Here is a 24,285-nt window from a genome sequence, read left to right on the forward strand (position 1 = left end):
TCGGCTCCCGGCCGTTCACAGCAGCGGCAAGGGTTTCGAGACCTTGCGCACCCGGCCGGGCCGCGCCCGCCGCGACGGCGAACGGGGCGAGGCGCCGGCGTGGTCAGCCATGCCGAAGCGCGCGGTTTCGGCGACATTTTCGGCATCCGGCGCGGCCTCGTCCGATCCGCCTTCCGGCGGCCCGGCGGCCTGTTCCAGTTCCGCGAGCATGCGGGCGATGCGGTCCGCCAGTTTCTCGGTGCTCAGCTTCTCGCGCAGGAATTCCACCACCAGCGGAAACGACAGCGGCGACGGCCGCTTGAGGTGATGCAGGTCCAGGCGCAGCGTGGACAGGCGCGCCAGCGTATCGGCCAGTCGCGCCGCGTCCAGCTCCTGGCTCAGGACCTCCCGTTCCGCCTGTCCCAGCAGCAGGTTGGACGGATCGTGCTTGCGGAACACTTCGTAGAACAGACTGGACGACGCCTGCAATTGCCGCGCGCTCTTCGACGCGCCCGGATAACCCTGGAAGATCAGGCCCGCCACGCGCGCGATCTCGCGAAAGCGCCGCAGCGACAGCTCGCCGGCATTGAGGCTCGCGAAAACATCGGCGATCAGGTCGCGCTGGCGCTCCTCGGCGAGCACCTGCGGCAGCCAGCGCGCCCAGTCCAGCGGCGCCGTGGACAGCAGCTCCAGGCCATAGTCGTTGACCGCCACCGAAATCGTGGACGGCACATGCTGACCCATCCGCCACGCCAGCAGGCTGCCCAGCCCCAGATGCACCGACCGCCCGGCGAACGGATAGAGAAACAGGTGCGAGCCTTCACGCGAGGCCAGCGTCTCGGCCAGCAGGGTCGCGCGCGTCGGCAGCGCGGACCAGCGCGCCTGCAGGTCGACCAGCGGCTGTATCAACGGCAGCTCGGGAGTCTGCGCGGGATCGAGTCGCCCTGCGGCCGCGGCTTCCAGTGTGTCGACCACCGCATCGGCCAGCTCCGTTGACAACGGCATCTTGCCGCCGTTCCAGCGCGGCACCACGGGGCGCCGGCCCGTGGCGCGGCGCACGAAGGCCGTCATCTCCTGCACCCGGACCAGTTCCAGCAGGCGGCCGCCGAACAGGAAGCAGTCACCGGGCGACAGCCGCGCGATAAAGCCTTCCTCGACCGTTCCCAGCGAGGCGCCGCCGCTGCCCGCGCGGCTCCAGTAGCGAACCTGCATCGTGGCGTCGCTGACGATGGTGCCCACGCTCATGCGATGGCGCCGCGCAAGGCGCGCATCCGGCACGCGCCATACGCCTTCCTCGTCCGGCTGCGCGCGGCGGTAGTCCGGATAGGCGGACAGCGTCTCGCCACCCTGCCGCACGAAGTCCAGGCACCACTGCCATTCCTCGTCCGTCAGTTCGCGGTACGCATAGGCCGAGCGCACTTCGGCCAGCAGATCATCCGGCCGGAAGCCGCCGCCCAGCGCCACGGTGACCAGATGCTGCACCAGCACGTCCAGCGGCTTGTCCGGCGACTCGCGGCCTTCGACTCGGCCCGCGGCCACGGCATGGCGCGCCGCCACGGCTTCCACCAGCTCCAGGCTGTGCGTGGGCACCACGGTGACGCGCGACGCGCGGCCCGGCGCGTGCCCCGAGCGGCCGGCGCGCTGCAACAGCCGCGCCACGCCTTTGGGCGAGCCGATCTGCAGCACGCGCTCCACCGGCAGGAAGTCCACGCCCAGATCCAGGCTGGATGTGCAGACCACCGCCTTGAGCTCGCCGTTCTTCAGCCCAAGCTCCACCCACTCGCGCACGGCGCGGTCCAGCGAGCCGTGATGCAGCGCGATGACGCCGGCCCAGTCGGGACGCGCATCCAGCAGGGCCTGGTACCACAGCTCCGCCTGCGAACGCGTATTGAGGAAGACCAGCGTGGTCGAGCTGCTTTCCAGTTCCGCAATGACATGCGGCAGCATCGACAGGCCGAGATGCCCCGCCCACGGGAAGCGGCCCGCTGCATCGGGCAGCAGCGTATCGATGCGCAGATCCTTGGGCACGCTGCCGCGCACCAGCTCGCGCCGCTGCGGCGCGATGCCCGCGAGCAGCACATCGCTGGCGTGCTGCAGGTTGCCCAGCGTCGCCGACAGGCCCCACACCATCAGGTCCGGTTGCCACGCGCGCAGCCGCGCCAGGGCCAGCTGAAGCTGCACGCCCCGCTTGTTGCCGATCAGTTCGTGCCATTCGTCGACCACCACCATGCGCACGCGGCCGAGTGCCGCCCGCGCATCGGCACGCGTCATCAGCAGCGACAGGCTCTCCGGCGTGGTGACCAGCGCCGTGGGCAGCCGGCGCGCCTGCGCCGCGCGTTCGGTGCTGCCGGTGTCTCCGGTGCGCAGCGCCACCGTCCATGCCAGGCCCAGGTCTGCCAACGGCGCCTGCAAAGCACGCGTCGTGTCGGCAGCCAGCGCACGCATCGGGGTGATCCACAGCACCGTCAACGGCGGCGCCTCCGCGCCGGGCTCGCCAAACCGCAGCAGCGCGCCGAGCCACGCGGCGTAGGTCTTGCCGGTGCCGGTGGTCGCGTGCAGCAGGCCGCTATGGCCCGCGCCGATGGCATCCCACACCGCCTGCTGGAACGCGAAGGGCTCCCAGCCGCGCTGGCCCATCCATTGGCGCAGCGCGGGCGCCACCGCCGGCTCGGGCGGCGCGGAAGCGGCAGCGCCGCGCGTCTTCATCCCGACTCTCCGGCGCGATCGGCACCGGGGCCGGGCAACATGGCTTCGAGCGCGTCCAGCGTATCGGCTTCCTCGACGGGCTTGTCGGTGCGCCAGCGCAGCATGCGCGGAAACCGCACCGCGATGCCGCTCTTGTGCCGCGTGCTGCGGGCGATGCCCTCGAAGCCCAGTTCGAAGACCTGGGTCGGCTCGACGCTGCGCACGGGGCCGAATTTCTCGACAGTGGTCCGGCGCACGATGGCGTCGACCTTGCGCATCTCCTCGTCCGTGAGCCCCGAATAGGCCTTGGCGAACGGCACCAGCGCGCGGTCCGGGGCGCCCTGCGGCGCGTTCCAGACGGCGAAGGTGAAATCGGTGTACAGGCTGGCGCGGCGCCCGTGCCCACGCTGCGCATAGATCAGCACCGCGTCGACCGAATACGGATCGACCTTCCACTTCCACCAGACGCCGACGTCCTTGGTACGGCCGGCGCCATAGGCCGCATCGGCGGCCTTGAGCATGAAGCCCTCCACGCCGAGGTCGCGCGAGGCGTCGCGCAGCCGCGCGTACGCGGGCCAGTCCGCGGCCTCGACCAGCGGGCTCAGTTCGAGCGCCGGATGCACGTACGTGGCAACGATTTGCTCCAGGCAGGCGCGGCGCTCTCGCTGCGGACGGCCGCGCCAGTCGGCGCCCTGCCATTCGAGTACGTCATAGGCAAGCAGGATCACCGGCGCATCGCGCAGGATCTTCGGCCCCAGCGTCTTGCGGCCGATGCGCTGCTGCAACCTGGCGAACGGCTGGACGCGCCGCTCCTGCCAGACCACGATCTCGCCGTCGATCACCGTGCCGTCCGGTAACGAGCGCGCCGCCTCCAGCAGCTCGGGGAAGCGGTCGGTCATCAGGTCCTCGCCGCGCGACCATACCCACACCTGGCCGCCGCGCTTGACCAGCTGCGCGCGGATGCCGTCCCACTTCCATTCGACCTGCCAATCCTCCACCCGGCCCAGCACCGTGTCGAACTGCTCCAGCGGCGCCTGCAACGCGTGCGCGAGAAAGAACGGATAGGGCTGCCCGCCCTCGCGTACCCGATTCTCGTCGGGGTCGTCGGGCGCGATCAGCGCCAGATAGTGCGAGGCGTCCGGCCGCGCCGACAGATCGGTGTAGCCGACCATGCGCTCGGCCACGCGCTTGGCATCGATGCCGGCTACCTCGCCGAGCGCGCGCGTGACCAGCAGGCGCGACACGCCGACGCGAAAGCTGCCGGTGATCAGCTTGAACAGCACCAACCTTCCGCGCGCGTCCAGCGGGCGCCACAGGACATCGAGCCGCGCCGCGATCGTCTCGGGCGGCTGGCCGCGCAGCGGCAGCAGCCGCTGTTCGACCCATTCGGCCAGCCCCGCGTGGTCGCGTTCGCCGCTGGGCGGCAGCAGCAGCGCGATGGTTTCGGCCAGATCTCCCACCGCCTGGTAGCTTTCCTCGAACAGCCATTCCGGCAGGTCCGCCGCGGCGCGCGCCAGCTCGCGCAGCATCGCCACCGGCACGATCTGCCGCGGCTTGCCGCCCGCGAGAAAGTACACCGCCCATGCCGCGTCCTCGGGCGGCACACGGCGCAGGTAGGCGGTCAGCGCGGCCAGCTTGGCCTTGTTGGAGGTGGTGCCGTCCAGTTCGGCGTAGAGATCGGCGAACGCCTTCATCGCGACCGCCCTTGCGTGGCGTCCGGGGCGCTGTCGTTGCCGTCGTTGCCGTCGTTGCCGTCGCCAGCTTCCGCCACGGGCACGGCGGCGCCGGCGTCCTCGGCTTCCCCGCCCTCGCTTGCCTGCGCGGCGCGTGCATCGGCCTCGTCCTCGTCGCCATACTCGGTCTCGAACGCCTGCGCCTGCCAGCCGCGTTCCTGCAGAAAGCGCACCATGACCGGCACGGAGCCGTGGGTCACGATCACGCGCTCGGCGCCCGTTGCCTCGATGGCCGAGAGCAGCCCCGGCCAGTCCGCGTGGTCGGACACCGCGAAGCCCTTGTCGACCCCGCGGCGGCGCCGTGTGCCGCGAATCTGCATCCAGCCGCTGGCAAAGCCTTCCGCGGCATCGCCGAAGCGGCGCAGCCAGGTGGAGCGCTGCGCCGACGGCGGCGCCACCACCAGCGCCTGGCGCAGCAGCGGGCTGCGCGCCGGCAGGTCGGCCGCGCGCTGCACCGGCGGCAGTACCACGCCGGCGGCGCGATACGCCTCGTTCAGCGAAGTCATGGCCCCGTGCGCAACGATGGGGCCCGGCATGCCGGCCTCGCCCGCGTGCGCGAGAACGCCGTGCAGGATGCGTTGCGCCTTGCCGAAGGCATAGCAGTACAGCACGGATGCCCGCCCGGCCGCCGCGTTGGCGCGCCACCAGTCGAGGATTTCGCCCATCAGCTCCGGCTGCGATTGCCAGCGGTAGATGGGAAGCCCAAAGGTGCTCTCGGTGATGAAGGTGTCGCAGCGCACCGGCTCGAACGGATCGCAGGTGCCGTCGTCCTCCAGCTTGTAGTCACCGGAGGCGACCCACACCTGGCCGCCGTGTTCGATTCTCACTTGCGCGGAGCCCAGGACATGGCCCGCCGGATGCAGGCTGATGCGAACGCCCTGGTGCTCGATGGTCTCGCCATAGCGCAGCGTGTCGAGCGCGATGCCGGGCAGGCGCGCCGTCAGCACGCCGCGGCCGGGCTCGGCGCACAGATACTGGCCGTGGCCGAAACTGGCATGGTCCGAATGCGCATGCGTGATGACCGCGCGCCCAACGGGGCGCCACGGATCGATATAGAAATCGCCGGGCGGGCAATACAGACCTTCGGGGCGGGCGACGACAAGGTCCATCTGAGCGCTGGAAAGACATTCGGGCCTGCGTGGCGGGAATCTTCCCACCCTCGCAGACCCGATTCTATGGACGCGCCAGCGCCGGCGCTGTCAGGCTCCGGCTGAAAAGGCGGACCGCTGGCCTCAGCCGGCGGCCACCATGCCCGGCCGGTTCACGCGGATATTGTTGATGACCTCGTTGACGCCGTAGACCTCGTCCGCGATCTCCTCGATGGCGTACTTGTCCTGCCGGTCCGGCACCGTGCCGGACAGCGTGACATTGCCGCCGCTGACCGACACCGAGACCTCGCTCACATCCAGTGCGTTGTCGCGCGCCAGCCGCACGCACACGTCCTCGTGGATGGCTTCGTCCGAGCGCTGATAGCCCTTCGGGCCCACCCGGCGCATCGGCGCGTTGACGTGGCCGGCGCCGGTGGAACGGCCCAACGTGCCCACGCCCCTGTTACCGCCCATGCCGCCCATGCCGCTCATGCCACTCATGCTCGTGCGGCCGCCTCCGCTGCCATACGCACCCTGCGCGCGCATGCCCTGCATGTTGCCCATGCCACTCGCGCCCATGTGGCCGGATCCTTCGGGATGCGGCGTTGCGCCGGCGCTTGCCATGGTGCCGGTCGACTGCTGGCCGGCGCGATAGCCGTCCATGTACCCGCGCGAATAGCCTTGCACATAGCCCTCGCGGTCGGGCGAGCCTTCGCCGGTGCGCGACTCGTGGTCGCTGATGTCGCGCCCAGGCGCCCATTGCTCGTCGTCGCTGTCCTCGCGGCCGCGCCGGTAGTGCGCTTGCGGATACCGCTCCTCGTAGCGGGCGATCTGCTCGTCGCCCCATTCCCAGCTTTCGTGTCCCGGGTCGCCGGCGAACCAGGCGTGCGACGAACGCGGTGCACCATCGTCGCCGGAGCCGAAGCCGCCGCCCGTGCTGTAGGTGCGGCTACGCTGGCGGCGCTGCTCGTTCATCTCGTCCCGCATGCCGCCACCCTCGAAGGCGCGCGACCCGGTCCTCTGATCGTCTCCATAGCGGGCGCCTGATCGTTCGCGACCATAGTCGTCTGTCCAATTTCCCATCGCTGCGCTCCTGTTGAACTTCAACACGTGTGCGGCTGGAGGCCGCACTTGTAGCCAGGTAGGGGCGCAAGTTTCATACCGAGCGCGCGGGTAGCGGCGATGGCGCAAGGATGCGCGTGACGGTGCGCGGTGGCCGTGCGCAAGCCGCCCGGGCAATGCCCCGGCGTCGCGCGGGTACTGGCGCCGGGGCATGGTTCTTGCCAGTTCATCTGTCAGGCCGCGCGCCTCGCCCGATACACCGGGCGCAGACGCGCGAGGTCGATGGCGGATTTACACGCCCGGGCCAAAGATACAAGCCGGCCGCCGGCGCGCTGGCGTTGCCGGCGCGCGCTTGCGCCATGGCGAGGCGCGGACCAGCGCCGCCACCGGCAACGCAGGCCGGCCCCCTAACCACGATCCAAGAGGGAAAGAGCAATGTCCACCGAATCCGATTTTTCGCAGACCGGTACCCGGACACCATCGACGCCATCGACGCAAGCCGATACTGGCCGCGGACCGCTCGCCGGCAAGCGTGTCGCGATCCTCGTCACCGACCTGTTCGAGCAGGTGGAGTTGACCGGGCCGCGCGACGCCCTGCAGCAGGCCGGCGCCGAAACGGTCATCGTCGCGCCGCAGCCGGGCGAAGTGCAGGGCGCCAACCACGATGAAAAGGCCGACCGCTTTCCGGTCCAGGCGACATTGTCCGACGCCTACCCGGGCGACTTCGACGCGGTGCTGCTGCCCGGCGGCACGATGAACGCCGATGCGCTGCGCATGCAGCCGGAGGCCCAGCGCTTCGTCAAGAAGATGCAGGACGATGGCAAGCCCATCGCGGTGATCTGCCATGGACCGTGGCTGCTGGTATCGGCCGGCCTGGTCAGCGGCCGCACCATGACCAGCTGGCCGTCGCTCCAGGACGATATCCGCAATGCGGGTGGCGAGTGGGTGGACCGGGAAGTCGTGCGCGACGGCAACTGGGTCAGCAGCCGCAAGCCGGACGACATTCCCGCCTTCAATCGCGAGATGGTGAGCCTGTTCAGCGAGGCGGGATCGACACGCCAGGCCTGATCCCGACGCGCGCGGCTTCCCCTGCCCTTCCTGTCGACGCCGCCGCAAGGCGCGCCGGCGGCATTCCATTCGACCCGGCACCTTTTACATGCAGCTTCGCATCCCGATCGACCAATCCAGCGACATCGCACCGGCCCATGCGCTGGCGGCGGAACTGGCCGTACGCTGCGGCTTCGGTGAATTCGCGGCGGAGCGCATGGCGGCGGCCGTCTCGGAAGCCGCCACGCATCTGCTGCGGATGACCGACGGCGGCGAACTGCTGCTGCGGCCGCTGCAGGAGGAGGTCGTTGGCGCGGCGGCGCCTCAGGTCGAACTGCTCGTGCTGGAAAGATGCAGCCCGGCGCCGGATGGCTCCCAACAGGCAGCCACCACCCGGCGCGCGCGGGTTGCCGGCTTGCGCAATGCGAGCACGACGTGGGACTGCCACGGCCGGCCGGGACGCGGCGCGGTCCTGCGCATGACCCTGTCGCCCGCGGACCGGCCGCTGCCGATCGCGCTGCCCGCGGTCGCCGTGGGCGCGGTCTGGCCCTGCGACGATATGGCGGCCAAGAGCGGCCCCAGCCTGTATATCCATTCGACCCGATCGCTCTCCAGCGTCGTCGTGGCAGTGGGACGCGGCACCGAGCCGGCGCGGCGCGTGGCCGCGGCGCAAGGCTTTACCGCGCAAAGCCTGCAGATCGCCCGCGCGAAGACGGCACTGCGCGATGGCACCGACACGGCGCTGGCCGCTGCCATGGTGGATGCCGACGCGTCGCGCGTACGACTGGCAGGAGCCGGCCGCTTCGATGCGCGCGTCCTCCTGGCGACCGACCCCGCCCGGGGCATGCCGCGTTTCGCACCCAGGCCCCAGTCCGTGGCAGGCGGGTCCGGGAAAGCCGTGGACGCCCGCGTGGACGGCATCGACGCCGCATGGCCGCAAGACGCAGTACTCGTGCTGCATGGCGGCGGCGGCTCCCTGGCGGCCTGGGAGCCGCCGCGTGAGCTGCTGTCGCATCACCCCGCCGTGGTGGCGGCCGTCCTATACCGGATGCTCGCGCAACAACCGGGCCTCCAGGCGCCCCCCTGCGTTGCGGTATGCCGGCGCAGCGCCGAGTGCCTGCTGCCGGTCCATGCGGCCGTCGAGGCACAACCCGCATCCTCATCGCCTGCGGGGCTCCCCGGGGCACGGCGCCCGGCACGGGTGCGGCCGGTCCGTCCCGCCACCGTCGCCGCGCCGGTGCGCTAGGGGCCCGCGCAACGTGGTTCTTACCACGTCGGCAACACGTTTCGGGTGAAGCTTGCGCGGCTTTGCCGCAGCGCGCCATTTTTGCGTCGGCTGTACTTTTTACACGAAGCAGTCGGGGCGCATGTCATTTCGGCACCACATTGCGCAGGCGCGCCTCGGCAGCGCCCGCCAGGGCGCGCCGGCACTCGGTTCCGTGCAACGTCATAGTTGGCACGCGGCTCGCATAAGGGTCCCGACTGTGCCTCGACAAGGACAAGACGTGCGGATCTGCCAGATCGACCTGATATCCACCATGCGCGAGGACAATGGCGCCATCGCGCGCGCCGCGGCGCTCGGCTTCGACCATGTGCTGCTGTCCGGCTCCTCGGTGCTGCACGCACCCGCGGAGGCGATCGCGGCCGCGGCCGCGGCATGCCGCAAGCAGGGACTTGCCTGCCTGCTCGACCTTGCACTCGACCGCTACCCCGAAGGTAGCCCGCCGATCGATCCCGGCTGGCGCGAAAACGTTTCCGCCGTCGATCCGCGCGACAGCGACAGCCATCTGCCCGGCGCGCGATTGCGCTGGCACGATGCCGATATCGCGGGCGGACTGGTGCAATGGTGGGTCGACCGCCTGCGCAGCGTGGCTGCGATGGATGTGGCCGGCTACTGCTGCCGCGCACCCGGCCGCGTGCCGGGGCGCTACTGGGCGGAACTGATCGCCGCCGTCCGCCGCGAAACGCCGGGCAAGCGGCAAGTGTTTCTTGCATGGACGCCGGGCATCGGCCCGCAGCAGCTCGCGGACCTCGCGCAGGGTTCGTTCGACGGCGCCTTCTGCTCGCTGCCATGGTGGGACTATCGCAGCAGCTGGCTCGCCGAAGAGATGGCGCGGCTGCGCCCGTTCGGCAAGGTACTGGCCGCGCCGGCCCTGACCGGGCGAGGCATGGACGCGCTGGCGGCGCGCCGGGCGCTGTGGACCGCGGCGGCCATCGGCGACGGTGTGCTGGTTCCGGCGGGGTTCGAGTGCGGCGGCGGTCCGTGCCATGACGGCGAGGACGATGCCGCCGGCGACAACGAGCCGGGCTACGACCTGTCGCACGAACTGATCCACGCCAACGCCTGGCTGGGCGTGCGCGAGGGGGAAAGCACCCTCGCCGTGCGGCAACTGAGCGGCGATCAGGCGCCGCTGACCACGCTGGCCCGCGTGCCCGTGCCCCCGCCTGGCGCCGCCGGCGCCGCCGGCAGCGGTACCAGCGCCGCGATGACCCTCACGGTGGTCATCAACCCCGATCCGCACCAGCCCGCCACGCTGCCGGCGCAGCGCATCCTGGCCGGCCTGCCGCATGGCGCCGGCACGCTGCTCGCCTGCGAAGGCGGACCTGGCGGCGGCATCGAGCCGGGCACGCAGCTGAACGCGATGGACAACATCACGCTCGCCCCTGCCGGCGTGCAGTTTTTCTACGCGGCACCGGTGAAGCAGGCCGAGCCCGTGAAGCGCAACGGCAAGCGCCTGGGCGCGGCGGTGCGCACCGCGCTCGAGAAGACCGTGGCCGCGGCGGTGCAGGCGCCGCGCGTGGCCATCGAGAATGTCGCGCCCGACTGCGATGGCGGGCGCTTTGCCGTGCGCCGGATCGTCGGCGAGCAAGTGGAGGTCACCGCGGATATCTGGATGGACGGCCACGACAAGCTCGCGGCGATGGTGCTGTGGCGTGGCCCGGGCGAAGCGGACTGGCACGAAAGCCCAATGACGCTGACCGTGAACGACCGCTGGGTCGGAAGCTTCCCGCTGCAGGCGATGGGCCGCCATGAATTCACCGTCGAGGCATGGCAGGACACCTTTGCCACCTGGTGCGACGAGATCGGCAAGAAGAAGCAGGCCGGCCTGAACGTGTCGCTCGAAATCGAGGAAGGCTCGCGGCTGGTGTCGGGCGCGCTGACTGCGCTGCGCGGCGGCCCGCGGGCCGGCAGCGACTGCGAACGCGCGTTGCAGGCCATCGCCGCGGAACTGGAGGCGGCCGCCGGCGATGACATGCGGCGCCTGGAGGTGCTGCTCGCCCCGCAGACCCGCGCGACAATGAAGGCGGCGGACCCGCGCCACTTCGCCACGCGTCATCCGGTATCGATGCCCGTCGAGGCGGACCGTCTGGCCGCGCGCTTCGCGAGCTGGTACGAACTGTTCCCGCGCTCGCTCGGCGGCGACGGCCAGCGCCACGGCACCTTCGACGACGTCATCGGGCGCCTGCCGGCCATCCGGGCGATGGGCTTCGACGTGCTGTACTTTCCGCCGATCCACCCGATCGGGCAGACCAACCGCAAGGGCCGCAACAACAGCCTGAAGGCACAGCCGGGCGACCCCGGCAGCCCCTACGCGATCGGCTCGCCCGACGGCGGGCACGACGCCATCCATCCGGAACTGGGCACCATCGAGGACTTCCGCCGCCTGCGCGATGCCGCGGCCGAGCATGGCCTGGAGCTCGCGCTGGACTTCGCCATCCAGTGCTCGCCGGACCATCCGTGGCTGCGCGAGCATCCCGAGTGGTTCGCGCATCGGCCCGACGGGTCGTTGCGCTATGCCGAGAATCCGCCGAAGAAGTACGAGGACATCGTCAACGTCGACTTCTATGCCAAGGGCGACGCGGCCCCGGCGCTGTGGACCGCCCTGCGCGACGTGGTGATGTTCTGGGCCGACGAGGGAGTGCGCATCTTCCGGGTCGACAACCCGCATACCAAGCCCCTGCCGTTCTGGGAATGGATGATCGCCAGCATCCGCGAGCGCTACCCCGATACCATCTTCCTGGCCGAAGCCTTCACGCGCCCCAAGATGATGGCGCGGCTGGCCAAGCTGGGCTTCAGCCAGTCGTACACCTACTTCACCTGGCGCAATCACAAGCAGGAGCTGACCGAGTACATGACGGAGCTGACGCAGAGCCCGCTGCGCGAATTCTTCCGTCCGCACTTCTTCGTCAACACGCCGGACATCAACCCCTACTTCCTGCACGACTCCGGCCGCCCGGGCTTCCTGATCCGCGCCGCGCTGGCGACGCTGCTCTCCGGCCTATGGGGCATGTACAACGGTTTCGAGATCTGCGAGGGCACCCCGCACGTGGTCAATGGCGTGACCAAGGAGGAATACCTCGATTCCGAGAAGTACCAGTTCCGTGCGTGGGACTGGAACAAACCAGGCAACATCATTGCGGAGATCACGCGCCTGAACGAGATCCGCGCCTCCCACGCGGCATTGCAGAACCACCTCGGCCTGCGCTTCTATCACGCCGATGACGACGCGGTGCTGTACTTCGCGCGCTTCGTGCCGAACCCGACGCCGGTGGCCGCCTCCGCCGCCCCGGTGCCGCCGCCGCTGTTCACGGAGGACGTCCTGCTCGCAGCCATCAGCCTGGACCCGCGCGCGGTGCGCGAGACCGCCTTCGAACTGCCGCTATGGGAATGGGGGCTGCCGGATCATGCGGCGCTTTCCGCCGTCGACCTGATGCATGGCCATCGCTTCGACTGGTGGGGCAAGCGCCAGCACGTCCGACTCGATCCGCATGCCTTGCCGTTTGCGCTCTGGCACGTCAAGCCCCGCCGTGAGGAGCAGTCATGAAGCCCATGAACCAACGCACCAGCACCGCGCTGCTCAATGCCGACCCGCTCTGGTACAAGGACGCGGTCATCTATCAACTGCACCTGAAGTCGTTCTACGACGCCAACGGCGATGGCGTCGGCGACTTCGCGGGGCTGCTCGCCAAGCTCGACTACATCGTCGACCTGGGCGTGGATACCATCTGGCTGCTGCCGTTCTACCCGTCGCCGCGCCGGGACGACGGCTACGACATCGCCGACTACCGCAACGTGCATCCCGAGTACGGCACGATGGCCGAAGTGCGGCGTTTCATCGCGGCCGCGCATGCGCGGGGGCTGCGCGTGATCACCGAGCTCGTCATCAACCATACGTCGGACCAGCATCCTTGGTTCCAGCGCGCGCGGCAGGCCAAGCCCGGCTCGGCGGCGCGCAACTACTACGTCTGGTCTGACACCGACCAGGCCTACGCCGGCACGCGCATCATCTTCTGCGACACCGAAAAGTCGAACTGGAGCTGGGACCCGGTGGCCGGCGCGTATTTCTGGCATCGCTTCTATTCGCACCAGCCCGACCTGAACTTCGACAACCCCGCGGTGCTGCGCGACGTGCTGTCCATCATGCGGTTCTGGCTGGACATGGGCATCGACGGCCTGCGGCTGGACGCGGTGCCGTATCTCGTCGAGCGCGAAGGCACCAGCAACGAGAACCTGCCCGAGACGCACGCGGTGATCCGCGCCATCCGCGCGCACCTGGACGAGCACTACCAGGGCCGCCTGCTGCTGGCCGAGGCCAACATGTGGCCGGAGGACGCGCAGCAGTACTTCGGCGGCCCGCCTCACCCGGACAAGGAGGCCGGACCGGTGGAGGGCGACGAATGCCACATGTCGTTCCACTTCCCGCTGATGCCGCGCATGTACATGGCCATCGCGCGCGAGGACCGCTTCCCGATCACCGACATCATCCGGCAGACCCCGGAAATCCCGGACAACTGCCAGTGGGCCATCTTCCTGCGCAACCATGACGAACTGACGCTGGAGATGGTGACCAGCAGCGAGCGCGACTACCTGTGGGAGGTCTATGCCTCCGACCGGCGCGCCCGCATCAACCTGGGCATCCGCCGGCGGCTGGCGCCGCTGATGGAGCGCGACCGCCGCCGCATCGAACTGATGAACAGCCTGCTGTTCTCGATGCCCGGCACGCCGGTGATCTACTACGGCGACGAGATCGGCATGGGGGACAACATCCACCTGGGCGACCGCGACGGCGTGCGCACGCCGATGCAATGGTCGCCCGACCGCAATGGCGGCTTCTCGCACGCCGACCCCGAGCGCCTGGTACTGCCGCCGCTGCAGGGGCCGCTGTACGGCTACGAAGCCGTGAACGTGGAAGCGCAGACGCGCGATCCCCATTCGCTGCTCAACTGGATGCGCCGCATGCTGGCCCTGCGCCGGCAGCATCGCGCCTTCGGCCGCGGCACCTTCCGTTTCCTGTTCCCGGGCAACCGCAAGATCCTCGCCTATCTGCGTGAGTTCGAGGGGGAACACATCCTTTGCGTGGCCAACCTGTCGCGTGCGCCGCAGGCGGTGGAACTGGACCTGTCGGCCTTCGAGGGACGGGTGCCGGTGGAGATGCTGGGCGCCACGCCCTTCCCGGCCATCGGCCAGCTGACCTATCTGCTGACCCTGCCGCCCTACGGTTTCTACTGGTTCGTGCTTAGCGAGGAAGCACGGCCGCCTTCATGGCACGTCGATGCCCCTCAGCAGATGCCCGAACTCATCACCCTCGTGTTGCACAACACCGGCCAGAACGATCTGACCGAAGGCTCGCGCCGCAGCCTCGCCAACGAAGTGCTGCCGGACTACATCAGCCGGCGCCGCTGGTTCGGCTCCAAGAGCGAGAAAATCCAGAGCGTCTCGATTGCCTATGCGGTGCCCTTCGGGGCGCCCGGCACCGCCGATGCGCTCTACCTGTCCGAAGTCGAGGTATCGATGGGCGGCCGCAGCGAGTGCTATACGCTGCCGGTTTCCGTGCTGTGGGACCACGACGCGCCCGGTGCGGGCATCTCGCAGCTTGCCCATGGCCTGTCGATGGCACGGGTGCGCAAGGGCGCCCGCGTCGGCCTGGCCACCGACGGCTTCGTCGTGGAGCGCTTCGCCCGGGAAACGATCGCGGCGCTGCGCGACGGCCGTACGCTGCAGACCACGCGCGGCCCGATCCATTTCCGCGGCGAGCCTGGGCTGGCAGGGCTGGACCTCGAACACGACGAGGTCCAGTGGCTGTCGGCCGAGCAGTCGAACAGTTCGCTCACCTACAACAACACGGCCGTGCTCAAGCTGGTGCGGCGTGTGTCCGGCGGCATTCACCCCGAGGCGGAAGTCACGCGCTACCTGACCGAACAGGGCTACGCCAACTCCGCCCCGCTGCTGGGCGAGGTGGTTCGAACCGGCAGCGACGGAACCCCGCACACGCTGATGCTGCTGCAGGGCTACATCCTGAACCAGGGCGATGGCTGGGGCTGGACGCTCGACTATCTGGGACGCGCCATCGACGACGCGCTGCCGCTAGCGGACAGCGAGGACGAGTTCGCCGATGCGATGAACGGCTACGCGGCGCTGGCCGGCACGCTGGGGCGCCGGCTGGGCGAGTTGCACGCCGTGCTGGCGCGGCCCACCGACGATCCCGCGTTCGCCACGGTCCAGGCCACCGAGGACCAGGCGCGCGAATGGGCCGACGGCGCCCTGCAGGCGCTGAACACCGCGCTGGACCTGATCGGCAAGCACGCGGCCGAAATCCGGCGCCAGCCGGGCAAGGAAGCCTTCGCCGCCGACATCGACACGGTGCTGGGCGCGCGCGAGCGCCTGCCGCAACTGGTGCAGCGGCTCGCCGCCGCCGCGCCGGGCAGCCTGCAGACCCGCATCCATGGCGACCTGCATCTGGGCCAGGTGCTGATCGCCCAGAGCGACACCTACATCATCGATTTCGAGGGCGAGCCGGGCTTGCCGCTGGACTATCGGCGCCGCAAGACCTCACCGTTGCGCGACGTCGCGGGCATGCTGCGCTCGCTCGACTATGCGGCAGCGACGGTAGGCACCGACCGCCACGAACGCACGCACTCGGCCCTGCCGCCGGCACAGGCGGGCCGGCGCAACGTGCTGCTGGACCGCTTCCGCACCGCGGCCAACGAAGCGTTCCTGAACGGCTACCGGCAGATCGCGGACCATGCCGAACATCGCTGGGTGCAGCCCGAGCAGGCGCAGGCATTGCTCGACCTGTTCCTGCTGGAGCGCGCGGCCTATGAAGTCAAATACGAAGCCGACAATCGCGTGGCGTGGCTGGACCTGCCCGTGCAGGGCCTGGCCCGCCTGCTGCGCGAACTGACCGGCACCGGCGGAGAAGGCCATGAATGAGGTTGAAACCGGCGCTGCCGTGACGGCCACCCCCACCCACACGCTGGCCGAGCATATGCCCGCCACCGCCGAGCTGGACGCGCTGCTCGGCGCCCGCCATCCCGATCCGTTCTCGATCCTGGGACCGCATCCGGACGGCGACGGCACCGTGGTGCGTGCCTGTCTGCCGGGCGCGCAATCCGTGGCGCTGGCCGATGCCCAGGGCGGCAACGAAACGCCGATGCGGCAGATCCACCCCGGTGGCATCTACGCGGCACGCCTGCCAAGGGGCCTCGGCCCACGCGACTATCGCCTCGCGATCGTCTGGCAGGACGGCACGCGCCAGCTGAGCGCGGACCCGTATTCGTTCGGCCTGCTGCTGGGCGAACTGGATCTGCACCTGATCGGCGAAGGCCGCCACCTGGAACTGGGGCGCTGCCTGGGCGCCCAATGGCGCACCGAAAACGGCGTGGAAGGCGTGCGCTTTGCCGTGTGGGCACCCAATGCGAGCCGCGTCTCCGTGATCGGCGACTTCAACGGCTGGAATCCCGCCCGCCATGCCATGCGCCTGCGCTATGGCGCCGGCATCTGGGAGCTGTTCGTTCCGGCGGCGATGGGCGCGCAGGCCGGCAGCCGCTACAAGTACGACATGTCGGATGCGCAGGGCCATCCGCTGCCCGACAAGGCCGACCCGCTGGCGCTGGCCACGGAGATGCCGCCGGGCACCGCATCGGTGGTGACCCAGACCGGCCTGTCCGCTCCGCCGTTCGGCTGGACCGATCAGGAATGGATGCGCCAGCGCGCCGCCACCGATCCGTACACGGCCCCGATGTCGGTGTACGAGCTGCATGCGGGCTCCTGGCTGCACAGCGCCAACGATCCGGTGCGCGGCTGGGAGATGCTGGCCGACAAGCTGATTCCCTATGTGCGGCAACTGGGCTTCACCCATATCGAACTGCTGCCCATCACCGAGCACCCGTTCGGCGGCTCGTGGGGCTACCAGCCGCTGTCTCTGTTCGCGCCCACGGCCCGCTTCGGGCCGCCGCAGGCATTCGCGCACTTCGTCGACCGCTGCCATGCCGCGGGCATCGGGGTGATCCTGGACTGGGTGCCGGCGCACTTCCCCACCGATCCGCACGGCCTGGCCCGGTTCGACGGCACCTCGCTGTACGAACACGAGGACCCGCGCGAAGGCTTCCACCAGGACTGGAACACGCTCATCTACAACCTCGGCCGCAACGAGGTGCGCGGCTTCCTGCTGGCCAGCGCGCTGCACTGGCTGCAGTCGTACCATATCGACGGCCTGCGCGTGGATGCGGTCGCCTCGATGCTGTATCGGGACTACAGCCGCAAGGCCGGCGAGTGGGTGCCCAACCGCTTCGGCGGGCGCGAGAACCTGGAGGCCGTGGCCTTCCTGCGCGAGCTCAACACGGTGGTGCGCGAACGCTGTCCCGGCGCGCTGACCATCGCCGAGGAATCGACCGCGTGGCCCAATGTCACCGGCTCGGTGGCCAGCGGCGGGCTGGGCTTTCACTTCAAGTGGAACATGGGGTGGATGCACGACACGCTGCACTACCTGTCCTACGAGCCGGTCTTTCGCGCGTGGCATCACGGCGAGATGACCTTCAGCACGGTGTACGCGTGGTCGGAGGCGTTCGTGCTGCCGCTGTCCCACGACGAGGTGGTGCACGGCAAGGGCTCGCTGATCGGCAAGACGCCGGGCGACCACTGGCAGCGCTTCGCGAACCTGCGTGCGTACTACGGCTTCATGTGGACGCACCCGGGCAAGAAGCTGCTGTTCATGGGCAGCGAATTCGCGCAGTGGCGCGAATGGAACCACGAGGGCGAGCTGGACTGGGGACTGCTGGAGACGCACGAGCACCGCGGCATGCAGGCGCTGGTGCGCGACCTGAACCACCTGTACCGCACGCTGCCCGCGCTGCACGGCATGGACCATCATCCCGAGGGCTTCCAGTGGGTGGTGGGCGACGACAACCAGAACAGCGTGTTTGCCTTCCTGCGCCGCGCCGGCGCGGGAAGCCACGAGGTGGTGCTGGTGGTGGTCAACATGACGCCCGTGCCGCGCCACGACTACCGGCTCGGCGTGCCGTTCGCCGGCCGCTGGCAGGAATGCCTCAACACCGATGCTGGCTGCTATGGCGGCAGCAACCTGGGCAACGGCGGCGAAGTCATTGCCGCCGACATTCCTTCGCACGGACAGCCAGCATCGGTCTCGCTGGTGCTGCCACCGCTTGCCACGCTGATACTGCGATACGTGCCCTAGGAGCCCGCAACTTGCCACGCCCGCCGACTGCCAGGCTGCTCCCCGGCAAGCCATATCCGCTTGGCGCGCACTGGGACGGTCTGGGCATCAACTTCGCGGTGTTTTCCGCGAACGCCAGCTGCATGGACCTGTGCCTGTTCTCGCCCAACGGCCGCAAGGAACTGGCTCGCCTGAGCATGCCGGACTGCACCGATGAAATCTGGCACGGCTACCTGCCGCACGCCGGTCCCGGCACCGTCTATGGCTACCGCGCCTACGGCCCGTGGGAGCCCCAGCACGGACATCGTTTCAACCCGCACAAGCTGCTGCTGGACCCTTATGCCCGCAAGCTGACCGGCCCGCTGCGCTGGTCGGACGCGATGTTCGGCTACCGCTTCCAGAGCCCGCGCGCGGACCTGACGCAGGACCGCCGCGACAGCGCGCCCATGATGCCCAAGGCGGTGGTGGTGGACCCGAGCTTTCATTGGGGCGACGACCGTCCACCCGACGTTCCCTGGGAAAGCACGGTCATCTACGAGGCCCACGTGCGCGGGCTGACCATGCTGCGCAACGACCTGCTGCCGCATGTGCGGGGTACCTTCGAGGCATTGGGCGACCCGGCCGTGATCGAGCATCTGCACAAGCTCGGCATCACTACCATCGAGCTGCTGCCGGTGCACGCCTTCCTGCAGGACCGCTTCCTCGTCGAGCGCGGGCTGCGCAACTACTGGGGCTACAGCACGCTGGCCTACTTCGCGCCCGAGCCCGCATACATGAGCAGCGGCGACCTGATGGAATTCAAGATCGCGGTGCGGCGGCTGCACGCGGCCGGCATCGAGGTCATCCTGGACGTGGTCTACAACCACACCTGCGAAGGCAACGAACTGGGCCCCACCGTCTGCTGGCGCGGGCTGGACAACGCCAGCTACTACCGGCTGATGCCCGGCGACGAGCGCTACTACATCAACGACACCGGCTGCGGCAACACGCTCAACCTGTCGCATCCGCGCGTGCTGCAGATGGTGATGGATTCGCTGCGCTACTGGGTGCAGTGCTTCCACATCGACGGTTTCCGCTTCGACCTGGGCAGTACGCTGGGCCGCGAGGGCAGCGGCGGCTTCGATCCCGGGGCGGGCTTCTTCGACGCCATCCTTCAGGATCCGGTGCTGTCGCGCGTCAAGCTGATCTCCGAGCCGTGGGATCTCGGGCCAGGCGGCTACCAGCTGGGCAGCCACCCTCCGGGCTTCGCCGAATGGAACGACAAGTTCCGCGACAACGTGCGCCGCTTCTGGCGCGGCGACGCCGGCCAGCGCGGCGAGCTGGCGGCGCGGCTGACCGGCTCCGCGGACCTGTTCGACCGGCGCCACCGCAAGCCTTGGGCGTCCATCAACTTCGTGACCTCGCACGACGGTTTCACGCTGGCCGATCTGGTCAGCTACGCCAGCAAGCACAACGAAGCCAACGGCGAGGACAACCGCGACGGCACGGACGACAACGCGAGCGCCAACTGGAGCCCCGAGGGCACCATCGAAGGCCCGACCGACGACATCGACATCCTGTCCGTGCGTGCCCGCGTGGCCCGCGCCATGATGGCGACGCTGCTGCTGGCGCAGGGCACGCCGATGATCACCGCGGGCGACGAGTGGCTGCGCAGCCAGCGCGGCAACAACAATGCCTATTGCCAGGACAACGAGCTGTCGTGGCTGGACTGGGAGGCCACGCGCAGCCGCGACGACCAGGCCATGATGGCGTGCGTGCAGCGCCTGCTGGCCCTGCGCGCGCGCCTCGCCACGTTCGCCGAGCGGCAGTTCGTGCACGGCCGCCGCGACCCCGCGCCGGGACTGGCGGATATCGCCTGGTTCGACGTCGACGGGCAACCGCTGTCGTCGGAGCAGTGGTCCTACCCGGAAGGGCGCACACTGGCATTGCGTCGCGCCTCGCGCGGCGACGACGGCCTCGTGCACGTGACGTTGATGATGTGTAACGCCGGCGCGCAGGACGCCGAGTTTGTGCTGCCCGAGCCGAAACTGGCCTGGACGAAATTATTCGACAGCAGCGACCCGCTGGCCCCCGAGGGTCCGGTGCAGGCCGCCGCGCAGTGCGTGCCTGCGCATGCACTGGTACTGCTATTGGCGGCGACCCCGCCTTGGCCAAAGGAAACACCGCAATGACCACCCCCGCGCCACCGGATGCATCCGGCGCATCCAACGGCGGCCAGGCCGCCCCCGAATCCGACCCCGCCCTGACCTCGCTCTATCAGCTTGCCGACCGCGTCGGCATCCTGGTGAACTGGCAGGACGCGCAGGGCCGGTCCCGCACGCTGGACCCCGACCTGCTGCGTACCGTGCTGCAGACGCTCGACCTGCCATGCGCCACCATCGGCCAGTGCGAAGCCTCGCGCGCGCAGCTCGCCGGCGACGACGCCGACCGCACGCTGCCGCCCCTGATTACCGCCGACCAGGGGCGGCCGGTGGTGGTGCCATTGGCCGACACCCGCTCCCAGTTGTCCTATCGGCTCGAACTGGAGGACGGCAGCGTGCAGACCGGCATGGCGCGGCGAGGCACGGGCGGCGCCAGCTTCACGGTGCCCGCCATCGCCACGCACGGCTACCATCGGCTGCTGCTTGGCGACAGCGAAGTCACGCTCGCCGTCGCACCCGGCCGCTGCTTCGGCGTCGAGGACGCGCTGCGAGCGCAGGGGCTCGGCGCGGACGAGATTGCCGCACGCCGCCCGTGGGGTATCTCGACCCAGGTCTACGGCCTGCGCCGGGGTGCGCCCATCGGCGCAGGTGACTTCACCGCGCTGGCCGACTGCGCCACCGCCGCGGCACGCGAGGGCGCGGACGCGCTGGCGATCAATCCGATGCACGCGGGCTTCGCGGCGCTGCCCGAGCGCTATAGCCCGTACGCGCCGTCCAGCCGGGTCTATTTCAACCCGATCTATGTCGATCCGGCGGCGGTATTCGGGCAGGCCGCGGTCGACCGCGGCATCGCCACGCTCGGACTGGGCAATGCGCTGCACGCGCTCGAGGGGCGTGCCGAGATCGATTGGGTGGCGCTGTCCCGCATCCGCTATGGATTGCTGCGCTGGCTGTGGGACCACCGCGACAAGCTGCTGCCGGCGCCCGCGCGCGAAGCGCTGGAGCGCTTCCGCCTGCGCGGCGGCGATGCGTTGCTGGCGCACGCCGCCTTCGAGGCGCTGCAGGCGCACCATATCGCCAGCGCGTCGAGCCAGTCGGAGGCCGACGCGGCCACGGACTGGCGCCAATGGCCGGTGCGGCACCGCTCACCCGCCGACGCCGCCGTGACCGCGTTCGTCAGCGCCAACCGCGACGAGATCGACTATCACATCTTCCTGCAGTGGCTGGCCGACGATGGCCTGGCCCGGGCGCAGCGCAACGCGCGCGAGGCCGGCATGGCCATTGGGCTGATCGCGGATCTGGCCGTGGGCACCGATCCCGGCGGCAGCCACGCGTGGACCCGGCAGGACCAGATCCTGTCCGGCTTCTCGGTCGGCGCACCGCCGGACCTTTACAACCCGCTGGGGCAGAACTGGGGCATCGCGGGGTTCTCGCCGCGTGCGCTGCATCGCCATGGCTACGCCGGCTTCCTGGAGATGATGCGGGCCAATCTCGCCCACGCGGGCGGGCTGCGCATCGACCACGCGCTGGGCCTGGCGCGCATGTGGCTGGTGCCCGAGGGGGCGCCGCCCGATGGCGGCGCCTATCTGCGCTATCCGATGGAGGACCTGCTCAGGCTGATCTCGCTGGAATCGTGGCGCCACCACGCCATCATCATCGGCGAGAACCTGGGCACGGTGCCGGAGACCTTCAACGCGACGCTGTATCAGCGCGGGGTGCTCGGCATCGACGTGCTGTGGTTCGAGCGGGAAGAGGCGGAGGCGCCCGCCGAGCCGGACGCCGATGACGACGCCGGCGCCGCCGACGCACTCACCACCCGGGACGCGGGCGAAGCGGCGCCATCGCCGGACACCGAGCGCGAGCCCGCGCCGCAGGCCCCGGCCGCGCCCTTCAAGCCGCCCGAGCGCTGGGCGCCTGAAGCGATCGCCACCACGACGACCCATGACCTGCCCACGATTGCCGGCTGGTGGGCAGGGCGCGATATCGAGTGGCGTGCCCGCGTGGGCCAGATGGGACCGGGCGAAACGGAAGCCGGGGCGTTGTCCGCACGTGCGGCCGAGCGCGAGGCGCTGTGGGAGGCCTTGTGCGCGGCCGGGCTGGCCAACGGCGAGCAGCCCGGGCCGGACCACGCGCCAGTGGCTGCCGTGCTCGCCTGGACGGCGCGCGCGCCCACGCCGCTGCGCATGATTCCGATCGAAGATCTGCTGGGCGAGGTCGAGCAACCCAACCTCCCCGGCACGACCACCGAGCATCCCAACTGGCGCAGGCGCCTGGGCCCGGACGTGCGCACGCTGTTCGCGCTGCCCATGGTGAGAAAGCACGTGGACGTGCTGCGCGCCGCCCCACCGGACACGCCGACGAACGCGGCACCGGCGCACGCCCCCGGCCGTTCGTCGGGGGGTGATGGCGCCGGTGGCCCACGGGGCACGGACGCCACCGCCGGCCACCGCGGCAAAGGCACTGGCGCGACGAGCCGAAGTGGCTCGCAGGACAAGGCCGGCAAGGGCGGCAAAAGCGACAAGGGCGGGTGAGATGCACGATGGCGCCGCGCGGCTTGTCTGGCGCGACCCTTGCATGGCACCTGCCATCGTCCCCTATCTCCTTTCGGCATCCCCGTGCACACCGTTCTGATTGTCGACGACGATCCCGCCATGGCCACCGCCATGGCGTTCGCGCTGTCCGCCAAAGGCCTGGTGGTGGAGACGGCCGAGGACGGGCTCGCCGCGTTCGCCTGCGCGCAACGCGTGCATCCCAGCGTGGTCGTGACGGACTGGCTGATGCCGCGCGCGGACGGCGCGGTGCTGTGCCACCTGCTGCTCGCCGATGCGGGCCTGCGTGACACGCCGATTGTCATATGTACCAGTTGCACGCCGCAGCCGGTCATCGACAACCCCACGGTGCGGTACTGCCCCAAACCCTGCCCCGTCGACGCCCTGGTGCACACCGTGTGCGATCTGATCGACGAAGCGGCGCGCCCCTAGCCCGCCTCCGCATCCAGCAGCATCAGCAGGCGCCGCTCGGCCATGTTGAGATCGGCCACCGCGCGCGAACACTGCTCGCACGCCTGCAGCCGGTCCTCCATGTACGCATCTATCACGGCCGGGTGCACGTAGCACTTGCGGCAGACCGCCACCGTATTGCGCAACCGCTGTGCGACCTCCTTGATGGTGGCCGCCACCAGCCGCTTGCGCGCGGTCTCCGACTCGGCGGCGCCGGCCTTGCGCAGTTCGGCCAGCGCCTGGACGCTGCCCGCCCAAGTGCGGAAGTCCTTGGCGGTGAAGTCTTCGCCGGCGATCTCCTGGATATAGGCGTTGACGTCGGCCGACCCGATCTCGCGGACCTCGCCGTCCTCGTCGCGGTACTTGAACAGGTGCTGCCCGGGCAGGTCGGCGCAGTCGCGCACGATGCGGGCGAGTTGCCGGTCGCGCAGCGTGACGTCGTGCTCGACGCCGCTCTTGCCGGTAAACATGAAACGCAGCTTGCTGCCGTGGACCTGGACATGGCGCCGGCGCAGCGTGGTCAGGCCATAGGTACGGTTCTGCTGGGCGTACCGGCGGCTGCCCACGCGCACCAGCGTCGTGTCGAGCAGCCGGAGCACGGCGGCCAGCACCTTCTCCCGGGGAATGCCATTGCGCTGCAGGTCGCGCTTGACCCGGCGCCGCAACTTCGGCAACACGCGCCCGAACGCCAGCAGGCGGTCGTACTTGTCCGCGTCGCGCACCGCGATCCATTCGGGGTGGTAGCGATACTGCTTGCGCCCGCGCGCGTCGCGCCCGGTGGCCTGGATATGGCCCTTGGGGCTCGGGCATATCCAGACGTTTTCGTAGGCGGGGGGAATGGCAAGGGCGTCGATGCGGGCGATGGTCGCGGCATCGCGGATCTGCTCCCCCTTGGGACTGAAATAGACGAAGCGGCCGCGCAAGCGCCGCCGCGTGATGCCGGGACCGGTGTCGCTGACATAGCGCAGCCCGGCCGGGACGAGTTCGGCCGGCGCGTCGGCCGGAGCCTCGGCGCTGTCGGCTTCCGCACCCCGCCCGGACTCCGCGCGCACGGCCCGCTCCCCCGTTGGCGTTCGCACTGCCATCGACCGCGCTAT

The 24,285-nt window shown here is 69.9% G+C and carries 13 protein-coding genes; 8 read left to right on the forward strand and 5 right to left on the reverse strand.

Annotation, left to right across the window (positions count from 1 at the left end; translation table 11 throughout):
- Window positions 1-15: 15 nt before the first annotated feature.
- The 4 genes from LDO27_RS18070 to LDO27_RS18085 form a co-directional block, all read right to left on the reverse strand.
- The gene (locus LDO27_RS18070; RefSeq protein WP_377747669.1) at window positions 16-2,685 is read right to left on the reverse strand and encodes a ligase-associated DNA damage response DEXH box helicase; all 2,670 of its coding nucleotides are present in this window, start codon (window positions 2,683-2,685) and stop codon (window positions 16-18) included.
- A complete protein-coding gene (locus LDO27_RS18075) occupies window positions 2,682-4,358 on the reverse strand; it encodes an ATP-dependent DNA ligase (protein ID WP_224043193.1) in 1,677 nt (558 codons plus the stop codon). The genes LDO27_RS18070 and LDO27_RS18075 overlap by 4 nt, the downstream gene beginning before the upstream one ends.
- Window positions 4,355-5,506 (reverse strand): ligase-associated DNA damage response exonuclease, encoded by a 1,152-nt coding sequence (locus LDO27_RS18080; protein WP_224043195.1) that lies wholly within the window; start codon window positions 5,504-5,506, stop codon window positions 4,355-4,357. Before LDO27_RS18080 ends, LDO27_RS18075 begins: the two co-directional genes overlap by 4 nt.
- Before the next feature lie 123 nt (window positions 5,507-5,629).
- A complete protein-coding gene (locus tag LDO27_RS18085) occupies window positions 5,630-6,568 on the reverse strand; it encodes a BON domain-containing protein (protein ID WP_224043197.1) in 939 nt (312 codons plus the stop codon).
- A gap of 414 nt (window positions 6,569-6,982) precedes the next feature.
- On the opposite strand from LDO27_RS18085, the gene LDO27_RS18090 reads away from it, so the two are divergent.
- The 8 genes from LDO27_RS18090 (at window position 6,983) to LDO27_RS18125 (ending at window position 23,170) form a co-directional block, all read left to right on the forward strand.
- Window positions 6,983-7,615 (forward strand): type 1 glutamine amidotransferase domain-containing protein, encoded by a 633-nt coding sequence (locus tag LDO27_RS18090; RefSeq protein ID WP_224043199.1) that lies wholly within the window; start codon window positions 6,983-6,985, stop codon window positions 7,613-7,615.
- Between the two features lie 88 nt (window positions 7,616-7,703).
- Window positions 7,704-8,840, forward strand: a complete 1,137-nt coding sequence (locus tag LDO27_RS18095) for an ATP-binding protein (RefSeq protein WP_224043200.1) — start codon at window positions 7,704-7,706, stop codon at window positions 8,838-8,840.
- A 259-nt stretch (window positions 8,841-9,099) separates the two neighbouring features.
- Window positions 9,100-12,420: an alpha-1,4-glucan--maltose-1-phosphate maltosyltransferase gene (locus tag LDO27_RS18100; RefSeq protein ID WP_224043202.1), complete on the forward strand. Its 3,321-nt coding sequence runs from the start codon at window positions 9,100-9,102 to the stop codon at window positions 12,418-12,420.
- Complete coding sequence (gene treS / locus LDO27_RS18105) at window positions 12,417-15,806, forward strand: maltose alpha-D-glucosyltransferase (protein ID WP_222209659.1); 3,390 nt, start codon at window positions 12,417-12,419, stop codon at window positions 15,804-15,806. The genes LDO27_RS18100 and treS overlap by 4 nt, the downstream gene beginning before the upstream one ends.
- Window positions 15,799-18,069 carry a 1,4-alpha-glucan branching protein GlgB gene (gene glgB, locus LDO27_RS18110; protein ID WP_377747673.1) on the forward strand — a complete coding sequence of 757 codons (2,271 nt, stop codon included), beginning with the start codon at window positions 15,799-15,801 and terminating at the stop codon, window positions 18,067-18,069. Before treS ends, glgB begins: the two co-directional genes overlap by 8 nt.
- Window positions 18,070-18,080: 11 nt before the next feature.
- Window positions 18,081-20,219 (forward strand): glycogen debranching protein GlgX, encoded by a 2,139-nt coding sequence (gene glgX / locus LDO27_RS18115; RefSeq protein ID WP_224043203.1) that lies wholly within the window; start codon window positions 18,081-18,083, stop codon window positions 20,217-20,219.
- Window positions 20,216-22,720, forward strand: coding sequence for a 4-alpha-glucanotransferase (gene malQ, locus LDO27_RS18120; protein WP_224043210.1), 2,505 nt, complete (start codon window positions 20,216-20,218; stop codon window positions 22,718-22,720). Before glgX ends, malQ begins: the two co-directional genes overlap by 4 nt.
- Before the next feature lie 84 nt (window positions 22,721-22,804).
- Window positions 22,805-23,170 carry a response regulator gene (locus tag LDO27_RS18125; protein ID WP_222209653.1) on the forward strand — a complete coding sequence of 122 codons (366 nt, stop codon included), beginning with the start codon at window positions 22,805-22,807 and terminating at the stop codon, window positions 23,168-23,170.
- Here the strand turns inward: LDO27_RS18125 and LDO27_RS18130 are convergent.
- Window positions 23,167-24,240 carry a DNA topoisomerase IB gene (locus LDO27_RS18130; protein WP_322790822.1) on the reverse strand — a complete coding sequence of 358 codons (1,074 nt, stop codon included), beginning with the start codon at window positions 24,238-24,240 and terminating at the stop codon, window positions 23,167-23,169. The genes LDO27_RS18125 and LDO27_RS18130 overlap by 4 nt on opposite strands.
- Between the last annotated feature and the right edge of the window lie 45 nt (window positions 24,241-24,285).

This window comes from Cupriavidus respiraculi (assembly GCF_914271545.1).
GTDB lineage: Bacteria > Pseudomonadota > Gammaproteobacteria > Burkholderiales > Burkholderiaceae > Cupriavidus > Cupriavidus respiraculi.